We start from the raw sequence: 14,959 nt of genomic DNA, 5'->3' as shown, positions 1-14,959 counted from the left end.
CCGATTTCTTCATGCCCATCGTCGACGACCCGTTCGACTTTGGCCGCATCGCCGCCACCAACGCCATCAGCGACGTCTACGCCATGGGCGGCACCCCCATCATGGCGCTGGCCCTCGTTGGCATGCCCATCAACGTGCTCAGCCACAGCACCATCGGCCGCATTCTGGAAGGCGGCCAGAGCGTGTGCCGTGCGGCCGGTATCCCGGTGGCCGGTGGCCACACCATCGATTCGGTCGAGGCCATCTATGGCCTGGTGGCGTTGGGCCTGGTGCATCCGGACCGTGTCAAGCGCAATGCCGATGCGAAGCCGGGCGACCGCCTGGTGCTCGGCAAGCCGCTGGGCGTGGGCGTGCTCTCGGCCGCCCTCAAGAAGGACAAGCTCGATGCGGACGGCTACGCGCAGATGATCGGCCACACCACGCGCCTGAACACCCCCGGCCCCGAGCTGGCGGCGCTGGCCGGCGTGCACGCGATGACCGACGTCACCGGTTTCGGCCTGGCGGGTCATGGCCTGGAAATGGCGCGCGGCAGTGGCCTGACGGCGCGCATCGAGATGGCGCGCGTGCCGCTCATCGACGGCACGCGCGACCTGGCCGCGCAGGGCCTGGTGACGGGCGCGAGCGGTCGCAACTGGACCGCCTACGGCCACGAGGTCGAGCTGGCCGGGCACCTGGACCCGGTGGACCGGGCGCTGCTGACCGATCCCCAGACCAGCGGCGGCCTGCTGGTGTCCTGCGCACCCGAGGCCGTGGACGAGGTGCTGGCGGTGTTCCGTCGTCACGGCTTCGAGGCCGCGGCCGAGATTGGCGAGCTGGCGGCAGCCGACACGGGCAGCGCGGTGCGCATGCAGGTGCGCTGAGGATGCCCGTGGCCAGCCAGAAAGCTGTGAAATCTCCTCGCCGGGATGCCATCCGTCCCACCCGTCATGCGGCGGCGCCGCAGGAGGTGCGCATCATTGGCGGCCGCTGGAAACGCACGCCGCTGGTGGTCAAGGACCTGCCGGGCCTGCGGCCCACACCGGCGCGGGTGCGCGAGACGCTGTTCAACTGGCTGGGTCAGGACCTGTCGGGCTGGCGCTGCGTGGACGCCTTTGCCGGTACCGGTGCCCTGGGGCTGGAGGCGGCCTCGCGCGGCGCCTCGGCGGTGCTGCTGGTCGAGCAGGACCCGACCCTGGCCCGAGGCCTCGCGGCCATGGTGGAGCGTCTCCAGGGCGGGGACGTGGTCACGGTGCAGCGGGGCGATGCCGTCTCGGCGCTGCGCCAGCGCCAGGGTGCGGGTCTGGACATCGTCTTTCTGGACCCGCCGTTCGGTGAGGGCGATGCCAACGAGGCGCTGTTCCGGCAGGCGCTGCAGGCTGCTCGCCAGGCCGTCCATGCCGACGGGCTGGTCTATCTGGAGGCGCCGCATCCCTGGAGCGACGACGAACTGGCGCAGCTGGGCCTGCAGGCGCACCGCCGGGGCAGGGCGGGGCAGGTCGCCTTTCACCTGTTGCGGCTATTGCCGCCCGACTGAGTCCGCGGTGGAGGCCTCGCGCATAATCGGGGCATGAGTGCCGAACCTCTTCGCTCCCCGCAGGGGCCCCGTGTGGCCGTGTACAGCGGCACTTTCGATCCCATCACCCTCGGTCATGAGGATGTGGTGCGCCGCGCGGCGGGTCTGTTCGACGAACTGATCATCGCGGTGGCCATTGCACACCACAAGAAGACACGTTTCACGCTATCCGAGCGCATCGACATGGCACAGGAGGCGCTGGCCGACGTCGGTGGCCGGGTCCGGGTCCTGCCGTTCGAGGGCCTGATCATGGACTTCTGCCGCGAGCATGGCGCCAGCGCGGTCGTGCGCGGTATCCGCAACATGACGGATTTCGACTACGAAGCCCAGATGGCGGCGATGAACCGCAAGCTCAATCCGCAGGTCGAAACTGTCTTTCTGCTGCCGCAGGCCGACCGGCAGTGCATCTCCAGCACCCTGGTGCGCGAGATCGCCGCACTCGGCGGCGATGTCTCGCAGATGGTCAGCCCGGCGGTGGTGGCGCGCCTGCAGCGCGCGCCGGTGCAGGCCTGAGGGGAGAGGGGAGCGCCATGGCCCTGATGATCACCGACGAATGCATCAACTGCGACGTCTGCGAACCCGAGTGCCCCAACGAGGCCATCTCGATGGGCGAGGACCACTACCGGATCGATCCGGACCGCTGCACCGAGTGCGTCGGCCACTTCGATGAGCCGCAGTGCGTGCAGGTCTGCCCGGTCGAGTGCATTCCCGTGAACCCGGATCGTGTCGAGAGCCGCGAGACGCTGATGGAAAAGTACCTGCGTCTGCAGCGCTCCGGTCAGGCGCCGGTGTCAGGCACCTGAGGCGCATCCACCGCAGGAGTGGCCGGCTTCTTCGGTGGCTTGGGGCGCGGCGGCTTGCTCGTGTGGATGAGTGCCGTGGCCTTGTTCATCTCGCCCGCGATCAGGTCGGGCAGCGCCTTGAGGCAGCGGTCCATGGCCTGGGTGATGGCGATGCGGTCGTCGGGCGAGGGCTTCCTGAGCACCCAGTTGGCCACTTCGTTGCGGTTGCCCGGATGGCCGATGCCGATGCGCAGGCGCCAGTAGTCGGGGCTGCCCAGCTGCGCGTGGATGTCGCGCAGACCATTGTGACCGGCGTGCCCGCCTCCCTTCTTGAGCTTGGCTTCGCCGGGTGGCAGGTCGAGCTCGTCGTGCACGACCAGGATCTCCTCCGGGGCGATCTTGAAAAATCGCGCCACCGAGGCCACGGCCTGACCCGAACGGTTCATGTAGGTCTGCGGCTCGAGCAGCCACAGGTTCTGGCCGCGCACGTTCGTGCGGCCCAGCAGACCAAAGTGGCCACGTTCCATTTGCAGGGACACGCCCAACTGGCGTGCCGCCTCGTCGACCCACCAGAAGCCGGCATTGTGCCGGGTCTGCTCGTACTCGGGGCCGGGGTTGCCCAGGCCCGCTATCAGTCTGATCATCTGCAGGATTATCGCTGTGGCCGAAACGAAAAAGGCCCGCGACTGCGGGCCTTTGGCGCATGAAGGGGCCGAATTACTTCTTGCCCTTCTTGCCCTTCTTGTCGTCGGCAGGGGCGGCCGTCTGGGTGACGATCACTTCCTCGACCGGCTCGACCACGGTGGCGATCGTGATGTCCTTGCGGCCATGGGTCACGATCTTCACGCTATTGGGCAGCTTGAGGTCGCTGGTGTGGATCGTGGCACCCTTTTCCACCTTGGACAGGTCGACCTCGATGTGCTCGGGCAGTTGCGTGGCCAGGCACTCGATTTCGATCTCGGTCAGCACGTGGTTGACCAGGCACTTGTCGTTCTTGACGGCCGGCGACTCTTCGGCGCCCACGAAGTGCAGCGGCACCTTCTTGCGCAGGCGGGTCTTTTCGTCCACGCGCTGGAAGTCCACGTGCAGGACCAGGGGCTTGAACGGGTGGTACTGCACATCGCGCAGCAGGACCTTCTCGACCTTGCCGCCCAGCTCCATGTCGAGGATGGAGGCGTGGAAGGCTTCCTTCTTCAGGGCGTGCCACAGGGCGTTGTGATCGAGTTCGATCGTGGTGGGGGCGGCGTTGCCACCGAAGACGATGCCGGGCGCACGGCCGGTGTTGCGCAGGCGGCGGCTCGCACCCGTACCCTGCTTGGCGCGCTCAAAAGCGACGAATTGCATGACTGACTCCTGTTGAGGGGTTCCGCGACCAGAACGCCTCGGTTTCAAAAAAGGCCGTGTCGGGAATGACGCGGCCGGCTCTTGCAGCCGTCAGAACAGGGTGTTCTGGTCGGCAAACAAACTCATGACCGACTCGCCGGAGGCGATGCGCGCGATCGTTTCGGCGATCAGCGGCGCCACCGAGAGCTGGCGGATCTTGCCGCAGGCCTGGGCCGCCTGCGACAGGGGAATGGTGTTGGTCACGACCACTTCGTCCAGGGCGTCGCCCTTGGCGATGCGGTCGATGGCGGGGCCCGAGAAGATCGGGTGCGTGCAATAGGCGTGCACGCTCTTGGCGCCGCGTTCCTTCAGGACCTCGGCCGCCTTCACCAGCGTGCCGGCGGTGTCGATCATGTCGTCCATGACCACGCAGTTGCGGCCCTCGATGTCACCGATGACGTGCATGACCTCGGAGACGTTCGGCTTCGGACGGCGCTTGTCGATGATGGCCATGTCGCAGCCGAGCTGCTTGGCCAGCGCACGGGCGCGCACCACGCCACCGACGTCGGGCGAGACCACCAGCAGGTCGGGGTAGTTCTTCTGGCGCAGATCGCCCAGCAGCACGGGCGAGGCGTAGATGTTGTCGACCGGGATGTCGAAGAAGCCCTGGATCTGGTCGGCGTGCAGGTCCATGGTGAGCACGCGGTCCACGCCCACGGTCTGCAGCATGTTGGCCACGACCTTGGCCGAGATCGGCACGCGGCTGGAACGCGGACGGCGGTCCTGGCGGGCGTAGCCGTAGTAGGGGATCACGGCGGAGATGCGCTCGGCCGAGGCGCGCTTGAGCGCGTCGACCATGATGAGCAGCTCCATCAGGTTGTCGTTCGTGGGGGCACAGGTCGACTGGATCACGAACACGTGGCGGGTGCGCACGTTCTGGGTGATCTCGACGGTGACCTCGCCGTCGGAGAAGCGGCCGACATTCGCCGAACCCAACTGGATGTTCAGGTGCTGGGCGATCTCGGAGGCCAGCACCGGGTTGGCGTTGCCGGTGAAGATCATGAAATCCGGCGTTTGGGCGTTGGTGGTGTTTCCGGCTGGCATGGCGTGGTCCCCGGCGGCTTCTTCAACGAACAATAAAAAATAGGCCGCTCAACGTTCCGTCTCGCGGCCTCTCTCTGGCTTTTTTCAATGGGTTTGGCAGGGGAGGAAGGACTCGAACCCTCGCATGCCGGAATCAAAATCCGGTGCCTTGACCAACTTGGCGACTCCCCTACGCAGGTCGATTGTGCGGCTTGCGCCAGACAACCGACCGAAACTGTCGCTGGATTCCATCGAATCCCAACTGAGCCTCATATTTTAACCTGAGATCCAGTCGGTCAGCGGATGAGCATCCAAGCTGCTGCAGATACGTGCCACCCAGCCTTCGGGAAGCGGCGCCAGTGCATCGAATGCGTCTGGCAGCGGTGCAAACACCGCGCTTCCTGATCCGGTCATCCGGCCCTGCAGACCCTGGCTGAAAAGCCACAGGATGCAGCGCTCAATGTCCGGGCAAAGGCCCTGTGCCACCGGCTGAAGATCGTTGCGGGTATGGGCAAAAAGCTTTTCCATATCCAGCATCGCCTCAGCGTTTTCGTCAGCAGCGAAGCCTTGCATTGTAGCAGTTTTTGTGTCGCGTTTCAAAGCAGGCGATGCAAAAATTTTCGGCGTCGATGCGCCGGTGGGGGGTTTGACCACCACGAAACGGCGGCGTGGCAGGTGCACGGGCGTGAGTTGCTCGCCCACACCCTCGACCCAGGCGTTGTGTCCGCCGATGAAGAAAGGCACATCGGCGCCCAGCGCCAGCCCGATGCGCGCAAGCTCGGCGCGCGCCAGGCCCAGGTGCCAGAGGCGGTTCAGGCCGATCAGGCAGGTGGCGGCATCGGACGAGCCGCCGCCCATGCCCGCTTCCGCCGGGATCTGCTTGTGCAGCCGGATGTGGGCGCCGAGCGTGCAGCCCGTGGCCTGCCGCAGCGCATCGGCGGCCCGCACGCACAGGTCGTTGTCGGGCAGTGCCAGGCGGGTGCCGCTGTCTTCGCGCGAAAGCTGACCATCCTCGCGCAGCACGAGGTCGATGGTGTCCTGCCAGTCCACCAGCATGAAGACGGACTGCAGCAGGTGGTAGCCGTCGGCGCGGCGACCGGTGATGTGCAGGAACAGGTTGAGCTTGGCGGGCGCCGGCAGGCCGGTCAGCTCGCGCACGGGATGGTCGGGTGGTGTCATGGATCGAGCACGATGCGCAGGGTCGCCTCGGGGGCCGGGTGTGTGCGTTGCGCGCTGATGCGCCCTTCGGGCTGGCGGGCGAGATCGGCCTGCCAGCCTGCCACGTCGGCCTGGCGGCCCTGCAGCCAGTCGAACAGCGCCGTCACCGGCAGCGGAGCGCCGCTGATTTGCGCGGTCAGCGCCTCCACGCTCTCGTGCCGGCTGAGGTCGTTGCCCTGCCGGAGTTCGGCGCCTTCGGGCTGCCAGCGCACGCTGGCCAGCCGGGTACCCAGTGGCGTGCTCAGCACCAGTTCGCCCCGGGTCGGGTTGCCGCGCAGCTCGAAAGCGGCCTGGAAGGCCTGGGGTGGTTCGCTGTCCACCGTCAGGCCCAGACGGCCGTTCCATTCGGTGCGCTCGGCACCCATGTGCAGCGGCGCGGCCGGTGTGGCGCAGCCGGCCAGCACCAGCATCGCCACCACACCGGTGCCGCACAGCCAGGCGCGCCGGGCGGGTCGGCGCGGGCGTTGAAGGCGGGGCATCATGGCTGTACCTTGAGGCGGCGCAGGGTTGCCTGCAGCGTCTCGTTGTCGCTGGCCAGGGTCAGGCCTTCCTTCCAGATGCGGATGGCGTCGTCGCGTCTGCCCGATACCCAGAGGATCTCACCCAGGTGGGCCGCGATCTCGGGGTCCGGCTGCCGGGCGTAGGCGGCCTGCAGGATGTCGAGCGCCCGCGGCACGTTGCCCTGACGGAACTCGACCCAGGCCAGGCTGTCCTGGATGTAGGCGTCCTGCGGTGCCAGGGACACGGCCTTCTCGATGAGCTGGCGCGCTTCGGCCAGACGGATGTTGCGGTCGGCCAGGGCGTAGCCCAGCGCGTTGTAGGCGTGGTGGTGCTCGGGGTCGAGCTCGATGAGCTGGCGCAGCAGACGTTCCATTGCATCGAAACGGTCGGCCTTCTCGGCCATCATGGCCTGGTCGTAGAGCAGGTCGGTGTCGTCGGGGAAGCGCTCGACGGCCTGCCCGAAGACCTCGTAGGCCTGCTCCCAGGCCTTGAAATCGCGCAGCAGCCGCGCCTCGGCCACCAGCTTGAGCCGGCCGATCTCGGGGCGGCTTTCCGGGAAGGCGCGCAGCAGGGCACGTGCGTCATCCATGCGACCCTGGCGCGCCAGCATGGAGGCACGGCGCATCTGGACGGCCATGATGTCGGTGCTGTTCTCGATGCGGTCGAGCCAGGCATGGGCCGACGGGTAGTCGGCGCGCCGTTCGGCGAGCTGGGCCATCATGAGATACGCCTGCGTGAGGCCGGTGTCGTTCGCGCCGCGGGGTGCCGGCCGGGCCAGTTGCAGGTAGCGCTCCAGCGAGCGCCCGGCCTCGGCATCGGCGTTGTCCTGCAGTTGCAGTGAACCCAGCAGCAGCCAGGGCTCGGCCAGCGACGGGTCCAGGGCCATGATCTGGTGGAGCAGCGCGCGCGCCTCGCCATGGCGTTGCAGGTCCAGCAGCAGACGTGCATAGGCCAGGCGTACCGGCGAGCGGGCCGCTGGCTCCAGCGCCGCCAGGTGACGGTGCACGAGGGTCTCGGCCTGGGTCTGGCCGTGTTCCATCAGTTCCACGGCCAGCAGAGCCGGGTAGGGCGATGCCGGGTCGAGTTGCATGCCCCGGTTCGCCGCCTCGAGTGCGGAGGGGATACGGTTGCCCGCCAGTTCCAGCCGACCGATGGAGGTCCAGGCGGCTGGGCCGGTGTCGCTGCGCGTGAGTTCGTCCGCCAGGGCTTTGCGGACCTCCTGCAGCGCCAGGGCCTTGTTGCTGACGCGGGCATAGGCCTGGGGAATCGCGTTGATCATGTCGACCCGCTCGCTGTCGGGGGTGCGGGTGACGATGGTGCGCAGCACGGCCGCGGAGTCGCCCGGACGGTCGAGCAGCAACTGGATCTGCAGCACGAATCGGGCGGCCTCGACGGACTCGGGCATGTCCCGGGCCCAGGCCCTGGCCGCGATCAGGGCCGAATCGCCCGCGCGCCCCTGCAGGGCGATCTCGATCGCACGCTGGTACAGCATGGGGTCATGCTCGCGCTGGGCGGCCTCCAGGAACATGGCGTAGCCCGCACCTGCGTCGCCGGCGCCCAGGCTCAGCTCACCCAGCAGCAACTGGTAGAACAGGGGGGCCGTGAGCCGGGAGTTGCGCACGGGCTCCCCGGCGGCCGGGCCCGCGCCGCCACGGCTGTCCGGCTGGGCCAGGGCCAGCGAGGCCGTCAGCAGCAAAGGGGCGGTGATCAGGCCTGCCAGGCGGCGTGCCGGGCGGGTGCGGCCGGGCAGGTGTGGGGTGGTGAGGTCCATAGCGTTGCTACTATAGCCACCTGGCCGGGTGACCGGCGGCTCAAGGTTCTGATGCCCGTCACGCCCGGACGTTCCCATCATCCTGTCGTATCCCATGCCCGAGTTGCCCGAGGTCGAGGTCACACGTCTGAGTTTTGCCGACCGCATCGCGGGCGGTCGCATCGATGCCGTGCGCCTGGGCAAGCCCCTGCGCTGGCCGCTGGGGTGCGAGCCGGCCGACCTGGTGGGACGCACGGTGCGGTCGGTGGACCGGCGTGGCAAGTACCTGCTGCTGCGGCTCGACGAGGGACTGCTGTTGCTGCACCTGGGCATGTCGGGCAGTATCCGTTTCGCGCCAGAGCTGCCGCCGGCCGGGGTGCATGATCATGTGGACATGAAGACCAGTCGCGGCATCCTGCGCCTGCACGATCCGCGGCGCTTTGGGGCGCTGGTCTACGCCGACAGCGAGGACGATCCCGCGGCGCGCAAGCTGCTCGGCGGCCTGGGCGTCGAGCCGTTCGGGCCAGGCTTCGATCCGCTGGCCTTCCATGGCGCACTGCAAAAGCGCCGCGCGCCGATCAAACAGGTGCTGCTGGCGGGCGATGTGGTGGTCGGGGTGGGCAACATCTACGCCAGCGAGGCGCTGTTTGCCGCCGGCATCCGGCCCACGACCCGTGCCGACCGCATCAGCCGCCCGCGTGCGCGCCGCCTGCACCAGGCCATCGTGACGGTGCTCGGCCGGGCGCTGGCTCTGGGCGGCAGCACGCTGCGCGATTTCAGCAGCGCACAGGGGCAGAACGGCTACTTCCAGCTTGATGCCATGGTGTACGGCCGCGCCGGCCAGCCCTGCCGGGTGTGCGCAACGCCGGTGCGCATGCTGCGCCAGGGGCAACGCTCCACCTTCTGGTGCCCGGTGTGCCAGAAGCCCTGATCCAGGCGCCGGCGGAGGCCGGCAGAGGCAGAACGGACGGCCCGCGATGCTATATTGGCTTGAACAGGAAAGTACCCATGACATTCAATCAGGAACTGGATGAACACGGCGCCTGGCGCAGGCAGTTCGCCTTGCGGCTCAAGCTGCTGGGCGAATGGCTCAGCGACCACGACCTGATGGGACCCGGCATCCGCGAGCGCCTGGACCAGTTGCATGCGCAGGTCAAGGAAGACAGGATCATGGTGGCCTTCGTGGCCGAGTTTTCGCGTGGCAAATCCGAGCTGATCAACGCGATGTTCTTCGCCGGCTACGGCCGGCGCATCATGCCGGCCAGCGCCGGGCGGACCACCATGTGCCCGACCGAACTGGGCTACGACGCCGAGGTGCCGCCATGCATCCGCCTGCTGCCGATCGAAACCCGCCTGCAGCCGCAGTCGCTGCTGGAGTGGCGCAACGCACCGGACAAGTGGGAGCGTGTCGATCTGGACGTCAACGATCCCAGGCAACTGGCCAGGGCGATCCAGAAAGTGTCCGAGGTCCGGCGCGTCAGTCAGGACGAGGCGCGGGCGCTGGGCTTCTGGAGCGACGAGCTGCCCGACGACAACCCGATTCCCGGGGCCGATGGCCTGGTGGAGGTGCCCAAGTGGCGTCATGCGCTGATCAACATGGCCCATCCGCTGCTCAAGCAGGGCCTGGTGATCCTGGACACGCCGGGGCTCAACGCCATCGGTGCCGAGCCCGAGCTGACGGTCAGTCTGCTGCCGCAGGCGCATGCCGTGGTGTTCATCCTGGCCGCCGACACCGGCGTGACCAAGTCCGACCTGACGATCTGGCGCCAGCATCTGAACGCCCTGGGCCATGCGCCCGAATCGCGCCTGGTGGTGCTCAACAAGATTGACACGATGTGGGACGAACTCAGCTCGCCCGAGCAGGTGCAGCTGCAGATCGCGGCCCAGCGCACCGACTCGGCCGAGGTGCTGGGCATCCCGCCGTCGCAGGTGCTGGCGGTGTCGGCGCAAAAAGGCCTGCTGGCCAAGGTCAACCGGGATGAGGCGCTGCTGCAGGCCAGCCGCCTGCCCGAGCTGGAGGCCGCCCTGGGGGCCGGCCTGCTGGGGCAGCGCCGCAGCATTCTGCAGGCTGCGGTGGCCAACGGTATCGAGGCCCTGCGGGCGGACAGCCGCCGTCTGGTGCATACCCGCCATCGCGACATCCTCGAACAGATCCAGGAACTCGAAGGCCTGCGTGGCAAGAACAGCAGCACGATCAAACAGATGCGTCTGCGCATCGAGCAGGAACAGGCCGACTTCGATGCCAGCGGCGCCCGCATCCAGGCGGTACGGTCGGTGCACCTGCGCCTGCTGCGCGAGTTGTTCGCGCTGCTGAGCAGTTCGCACCTGAAAAAGGAAGCCTCGGCGATGGCCAAGGCGCTCAGGCAGCCGGGCATCAAGCTGGGTGTGCGGCGCGTCTACGATGACACCTTCGGGCGCCTGCGCGCCGATCTGGACAGCGCGCGCCAGCTGATCGGCGAGATCCAGTCGATGCTCGAGGGCAGTTTTCGTGGCCTCAACGCGGAATACGGCTTTTCGTTGCAGGCGCCGGCGGCGCCCCAGCTCGAGCGCTACATGACGGACCTGCAGCAGGTCGAGAAAAGCCACCTGCAGTACCTCAGCCTGGGCAACGCGCTGCGTCTGGCGCAACCCGAGTTTGGTGAACGCCTGTCGCGCGCGCTGATGAGCCGCCTGCGGGTGATCTACGATGCGGCCGTCAACGACGTGGAACTGTGGAACAAATCGGCGGCCTCGCAACTGGATGCCCAGTTGCGCGAGCGGCGGCGCAATTTCTCGCGGCGCATCGAGGCGGTGTCCCGTATCCAGCAGGCCGCGGGCGGCCTGGACGAGCGCATTCGCGAGCTGCAGGCGCAGCAGGCGCAACTGCAGGTGCTGGACAGCAAGCTTGACGAGCTGACCGCGGTGCTGATGGCCGCGCAGGACGGTGCCGCGCCCGTGGCGCGGGTGGCATGAAGCCGCCGGCAGACGATGGCGCGGCGATTCCCGATGCCATTCGCCAGAGCTTTGCGCCAGCCCTGATCGCCTGGCAGCGGCACAGTGGCCGGCACGGTCTGCCCTGGCAGGCCACGCGCGATCCCTATCGGGTCTGGCTGTCCGAAATCATGTTGCAGCAGACCCAGGTGGCGACGGTGCTGGCCTACTACCCGCGCTTCCTGGAGCGCTTCCCGGACGTGCGTGCGCTGGCCGGGGCGGGTGAGGACGAGGTGATGGCGCTGTGGAGCGGGCTGGGCTACTACAGCCGTGCCCGCAACATGCACCGCTGCGCGCAGGTGGTGGTGCGCGAGCATGGCGGACGCTTTCCCGATCGTGCCGACGATCTGGCGACGCTGCCCGGTATCGGTGCCTCGACGGCGGCTGCGATCGCCGCTTTCTGCCATGGCCAGCGGGTGTCGATCGTCGATGGCAACGTGCGGCGGGTGCTCTCGCGCCTGCTCGCCTTCGACGAGGACCTGGCCCAGACCGGACCGCAGAAGCGCCTGTGGGCACTGGCTCAGGCCCTGCTGCCCGTGGCGCCGTCCCACTCCGACATGCAGGCCTATACCCAGGGATTGATGGACCTGGGGGCAACGGTCTGCACGCGCAGCCGGCCGGCCTGCGAACCTTGTCCGGTCGGCCAGGTGTGTCGGGCGCGTGCCGACGGGGACCCGCTGCGCTACCCCGTCAAAAGCCGGCGCCTGGTGCGCCGCCATGAAAGCTGGTGGCTGGCCGTGATGCTGCGCGGCGTTGGCTCGCAACGGCAGGTGTGGCTGCAGCGACGGCCGGCGCCGGGCATCTGGGCCGGCCTGCAGTGCGTGCCGGTGGCGGCCAGCGAGGCGGCGGCCCGGGCCGTCGTGCCGGGCGGTGGTACCGCCGTGCGCGAGATGCCAGCCATTGCGCACGCGCTGACGCACCGGGAGTTGCGTTTGCATCCCCTGCTGGTGGAGTTGCCCATGACCGGCGCCGCGCCGGCTGCCGACGGTGCCTGGCATGCGTTGTCCGGCATGGGCGACATGGGCCTGCCGGCCCCGGTGCGCCAGTTGCTGGCCGCGCTGCGTTGACGCCCGGGGCGGGCCTGGCGGTGGTTCCAGGGGCCCCGGCGCCTGTGCCTCAGGGCGTGCCTTCCGGTCCGGCCCGGTCCTGACCGTCCGATGCCACCGGGCGCGCGGGCGGCGTGGGCCAGCCGTCGGCCTCGCGGTGGCGGATGCGGGCCTTCCAGTCAGTGGCGAATGCCTTGGCCAATTCCTCGGCGATGTAGACGGAGCGGTGTTGTCCACCCGTGCAGCCGATGGCCACGGTGGCGTAGCTGCGGTGGTCCTCGAGCATCAGGGGCAGCCAGTGGCGCAGGAAGGCGTCGATGTGTCCGATCATCTGGCCGACCTCCGGCTGGGTGGCGAGGAACTCGGCCACCGGTGCGTCGCGCCCGGTCAGCGGGCGCAATTGCGGGTCGTAGTGCGGATTGGGCAGCATGCGCACATCGAAGACGAAATCGGCGTCGGTCGGGATGCCGCGCTTGAATGCGAAGGACTCGAACACCAGGGTCAGCGGCGACTGCGTGTCGCCCAGCATTTCCTTGAGCTGGCGGCGCAGTTGCGCCGGGCGGATCAGGCTGGTGTCGAGCACCAGGGCGTGGTCGCGCAGCTCGGCCAGCAACTCGCGCTCATGCTCGATGGCGTCGGTCAGGGCGCGTCGCTGATCGTCGGACGATTTGAGCGACAGCGGGTGGCGCCGGCGGGTTTCCGAAAAACGCCGCACCAGGGTGTCGGTGGACGCGTCGAGGAACAGTGTGGTCAGGTGCACACGCCGCGTCGGGTGCTGCTGCAGCGCCGCGAGTCTGGCGGGCAGTCCGGGCAGGGATGGTGCACTGCGCACGTCCATGGCGATGGCGACCCTCTCGGCGCGGTGGCTTTGCTCCAGCGAGATGAAGCTGTCCAGCAACTCGGGCGGCAGGTTGTCCACGCAGTAGTAGCCCAGGTCCTCCAGCGCCGTGATCGCCACCGACTTGCCCGAGCCGGACATGCCGGTGATGAGAACCAGCTCGATGGCTGGCAGGGTGTCTCTGTCGTTCGGCATTTCAGGCTCCCAGCAACTCGCGCGCATGCGCCAGCGATGCGGCCGACTGCTCGCTGCCGCCCAGCATGCGGGCGAGTTCCTTCACACGGTGCTCGTCGTCGATGCGGCGCACGCCGCTTTCGGTCTGCTGGCCCTGCTGGCGCTTGCTGACCAGCAGGTGGTGGTTGGCACAGGCAGCCACTTGCGCCAGGTGGGTGACCGCCAGCACCTGGCGATCGCGCCCCAGGCGCTGCAGCAGCCGGCCCACGGTATGGGCCACGGCGCCGCCGATGCCGGAGTCGACCTCGTCGAAGATCAGCGTCGGGGCCTGGCCCAGCTCGCTCGTGACCACGGACAGGGCCAGCGCGATGCGCGAGAGCTCGCCACCCGAGGCCACCTTGCCAACCGGACGCGGGGTGACGCCGGCATGGCCGGCGACGAGAAATTCCACCTGTTCCCAGCCATGGGCCTGGGGTTCGTCGAGCCGCTGCAGCGCAATTTCGAAGCGGCCACCCTGCATGCCCAACTCCTGCATGGCCCCGGTGACGGCCCTGGCCAGGCGCGGGGCGGCCTCGGCGCGCTGTTTGCCCAGGCGCCTGGATTCGGCATCGAACTGTTTCCAGGCCTGCCGCTCGGCGGCCTGCAGGCTGTCGATGTCGAGTGCCTGGTCAAGCCGGGCGAGTTCGGTCTTCCATTGCTCCAGCAAGCCTGGCAACTCTTCCGGCGCGCGACGGAAGCGCCGGGCCAGCGACAGCCACAGTGACAGCCGCTCGTCCAGTGCGGCGAGGTCGGACGGGTCGAGGTCGCCGCGGCGGCCGTACTGGTGCAGGCTGTGCACCGTGTCCTGCACCTGTGCCAGCGCGCCTTCCAGCGCCTCGATGGGGGCGGCAAAGGCGGGCTCGATGGCGGCCTGCGCCTGCAGGCCCTGCAGGGCCCGGTGGATCAGGCCGGCGGCGTTGTCGTCTGCCTCGTCGAGCAGGGCGATGGCCTGCTGCGCGGCGTCCTGCAGCGCCTGCGCATGGGCCAGGCGGCTGTGCCGGGTGTTCAGTTCCTCCCACTCGTCCGCACCGGGGGCCAGCTTGTCGAGCTCGCCGATCTGCCAGGCCAGACGTTCGCTTTCCTGCTGCAGGCTGTCCTGGCGTTCGCGGGCCTCTTCCAGCCTGCGGCGCTGCTGGCGCCAGGCCGACCACAGTTGCGTGGCCCGGGAAGTGTCCACGCCGGCGTAGGCGTCGAGCAACTGCCGCACCGCCTCGGGGCGGGTGAGGCTCTGCCAGGCGTGCTGGCCGTGGATGTCCACCAGATGGTCGGCGGCGGCCTTGAGCTGCGCCATGGTGGCGGCACTGCCGTTGATCCAGCCGCGGCTGCGGCCCTCGGCGTCCACCGTGCGGCGCAGCAGCAGCGCGTCGTCCGCCTCGAAACCCTGTTCATCGAGCCACGCTCGCAGGCCGGCGGGCGTGTCGAACTCGGCGCTGATCTCGCAGCGGCCGGCGCCCTCGCGCACCACGCCGGTGTCGGCACGCGCGCCCAGCACGAGCTGCAGGGCGTCGATCAGGATCGACTTGCCGGCACCGGTTTCACCGGTGAGCACGCTGAAACCCGGCTCGATGTCGAGCTCCAGCTCGGGAACGATCACGAAGTCGCGCAGGGCGATGCGGCGAAGGCTCATGGCGGTGCGGCGTGTCTCGGCAAAGCAATGCAGATGCCGCGTATTGTGGCCCGGAA

Annotated in this window: 15 protein-coding genes and 1 tRNA gene; 7 read left to right on the top strand and 9 right to left on the bottom strand. The window is 68.6% G+C overall.

Annotation, left to right across the window (positions count from 1 at the left end; genetic code table 11):
- The 4 genes from selD to PHQ87_RS00270 form a co-directional block, all read left to right on the top strand.
- On the top strand, positions 1 to 860 hold an 860-nt coding region (selD, locus tag PHQ87_RS00285; RefSeq protein WP_300230014.1), incomplete at its 5' end, for a selenide, water dikinase SelD.
- A gap of 26 nt (positions 861 to 886) precedes the next feature.
- Entirely contained in the window at positions 887 to 1,513 is a 627-nt protein-coding gene (gene rsmD, locus PHQ87_RS00280; RefSeq protein WP_300230012.1) for a 16S rRNA (guanine(966)-N(2))-methyltransferase RsmD, read from the top strand.
- Positions 1,514 to 1,546: 33 nt separating this feature from the next.
- A complete protein-coding gene (coaD, locus tag PHQ87_RS00275; protein WP_300230010.1) occupies positions 1,547 to 2,065 on the top strand; it encodes a pantetheine-phosphate adenylyltransferase in 519 nt (172 codons plus the stop codon).
- A 17-nt stretch (positions 2,066 to 2,082) separates the two neighbouring features.
- The gene (locus tag PHQ87_RS00270; protein ID WP_300230008.1) at positions 2,083 to 2,355 is read left to right on the top strand and encodes a YfhL family 4Fe-4S dicluster ferredoxin; all 273 of its coding nucleotides are present in this window, start codon (positions 2,083 to 2,085) and stop codon (positions 2,353 to 2,355) included.
- On the opposite strand, the gene pth is transcribed toward PHQ87_RS00270, so the two are convergent.
- The 7 genes from pth to PHQ87_RS00235 form a co-directional block, all read right to left on the bottom strand.
- Positions 2,331 to 2,978, bottom strand: a complete 648-nt coding sequence (gene pth / locus PHQ87_RS00265) for an aminoacyl-tRNA hydrolase (RefSeq protein WP_300230006.1) — start codon at positions 2,976 to 2,978, stop codon at positions 2,331 to 2,333. The genes PHQ87_RS00270 and pth overlap by 25 nt on opposite strands.
- A gap of 73 nt (positions 2,979 to 3,051) precedes the next feature.
- Positions 3,052 to 3,678 carry a 50S ribosomal protein L25/general stress protein Ctc gene (locus tag PHQ87_RS00260; RefSeq protein ID WP_300230004.1) on the bottom strand — a complete coding sequence of 209 codons (627 nt, stop codon included), beginning with the start codon at positions 3,676 to 3,678 and terminating at the stop codon, positions 3,052 to 3,054.
- 90 nt (positions 3,679 to 3,768) lie between these two features.
- On the bottom strand, positions 3,769 to 4,761 hold the full coding sequence (locus PHQ87_RS00255) for a ribose-phosphate pyrophosphokinase (protein WP_300230002.1): 993 nt from the start codon (positions 4,759 to 4,761) through the stop codon (positions 3,769 to 3,771).
- 94 nt (positions 4,762 to 4,855) lie between these two features.
- A tRNA-Gln gene (locus tag PHQ87_RS00250) sits at positions 4,856 to 4,932 on the bottom strand.
- An 84-nt stretch (positions 4,933 to 5,016) separates the two neighbouring features.
- Positions 5,017 to 5,898 carry a 4-(cytidine 5'-diphospho)-2-C-methyl-D-erythritol kinase gene (ispE, locus tag PHQ87_RS00245; protein ID WP_300230018.1) on the bottom strand — a complete coding sequence of 294 codons (882 nt, stop codon included), beginning with the start codon at positions 5,896 to 5,898 and terminating at the stop codon, positions 5,017 to 5,019.
- A gap of 17 nt (positions 5,899 to 5,915) precedes the next feature.
- Complete coding sequence (locus tag PHQ87_RS00240; protein ID WP_300230000.1) at positions 5,916 to 6,440, bottom strand: outer membrane lipoprotein LolB; 525 nt, start codon at positions 6,438 to 6,440, stop codon at positions 5,916 to 5,918.
- Positions 6,437 to 8,230, bottom strand: coding sequence for a tetratricopeptide repeat protein (locus PHQ87_RS00235; RefSeq protein ID WP_300229998.1), 1,794 nt, complete (start codon positions 8,228 to 8,230; stop codon positions 6,437 to 6,439). Before PHQ87_RS00235 ends, PHQ87_RS00240 begins: the two co-directional genes overlap by 4 nt.
- Positions 8,231 to 8,324: 94 nt before the next feature.
- On the opposite strand from PHQ87_RS00235, the gene mutM reads away from it, so the two are divergent.
- The 3 genes from mutM to mutY all read left to right on the top strand — a co-directional run bounded on the left by mutM (position 8,325) and on the right by mutY (position 12,246).
- On the top strand, positions 8,325 to 9,140 hold the full coding sequence (mutM, locus tag PHQ87_RS00230; protein WP_300229996.1) for a bifunctional DNA-formamidopyrimidine glycosylase/DNA-(apurinic or apyrimidinic site) lyase: 816 nt from the start codon (positions 8,325 to 8,327) through the stop codon (positions 9,138 to 9,140).
- A 77-nt stretch (positions 9,141 to 9,217) separates the two neighbouring features.
- Positions 9,218 to 11,161, top strand: coding sequence for a dynamin family protein (locus tag PHQ87_RS00225; RefSeq protein WP_300229994.1), 1,944 nt, complete (start codon positions 9,218 to 9,220; stop codon positions 11,159 to 11,161).
- Positions 11,158 to 12,246, top strand: coding sequence for an A/G-specific adenine glycosylase (mutY, locus tag PHQ87_RS00220; protein WP_300229992.1), 1,089 nt, complete (start codon positions 11,158 to 11,160; stop codon positions 12,244 to 12,246). Before PHQ87_RS00225 ends, mutY begins: the two co-directional genes overlap by 4 nt.
- Before the next feature lie 49 nt (positions 12,247 to 12,295).
- Here mutY and rapZ read toward each other — a convergent pair whose 3' ends face one another.
- Positions 12,296 to 13,258 (bottom strand): RNase adapter RapZ, encoded by a 963-nt coding sequence (gene rapZ, locus PHQ87_RS00215; RefSeq protein WP_300229990.1) that lies wholly within the window; start codon positions 13,256 to 13,258, stop codon positions 12,296 to 12,298.
- 1 nt (position 13,259) lies between these two features.
- Positions 13,260 to 14,903 carry a DNA repair protein RecN gene (gene recN / locus PHQ87_RS00210; RefSeq protein WP_300229988.1) on the bottom strand — a complete coding sequence of 548 codons (1,644 nt, stop codon included), beginning with the start codon at positions 14,901 to 14,903 and terminating at the stop codon, positions 13,260 to 13,262.
- Positions 14,904 to 14,959 lie beyond the last annotated feature (56 nt).

It is taken from the genome of Hydrogenophaga sp., assembly GCF_028698005.1.
GTDB lineage: Bacteria > Pseudomonadota > Gammaproteobacteria > Burkholderiales > Burkholderiaceae_C > Hydrogenophaga.
Note: the sequence above shows the minus strand (reverse complement) of the source record. Positions and strands in the feature narration are given on the sequence as shown.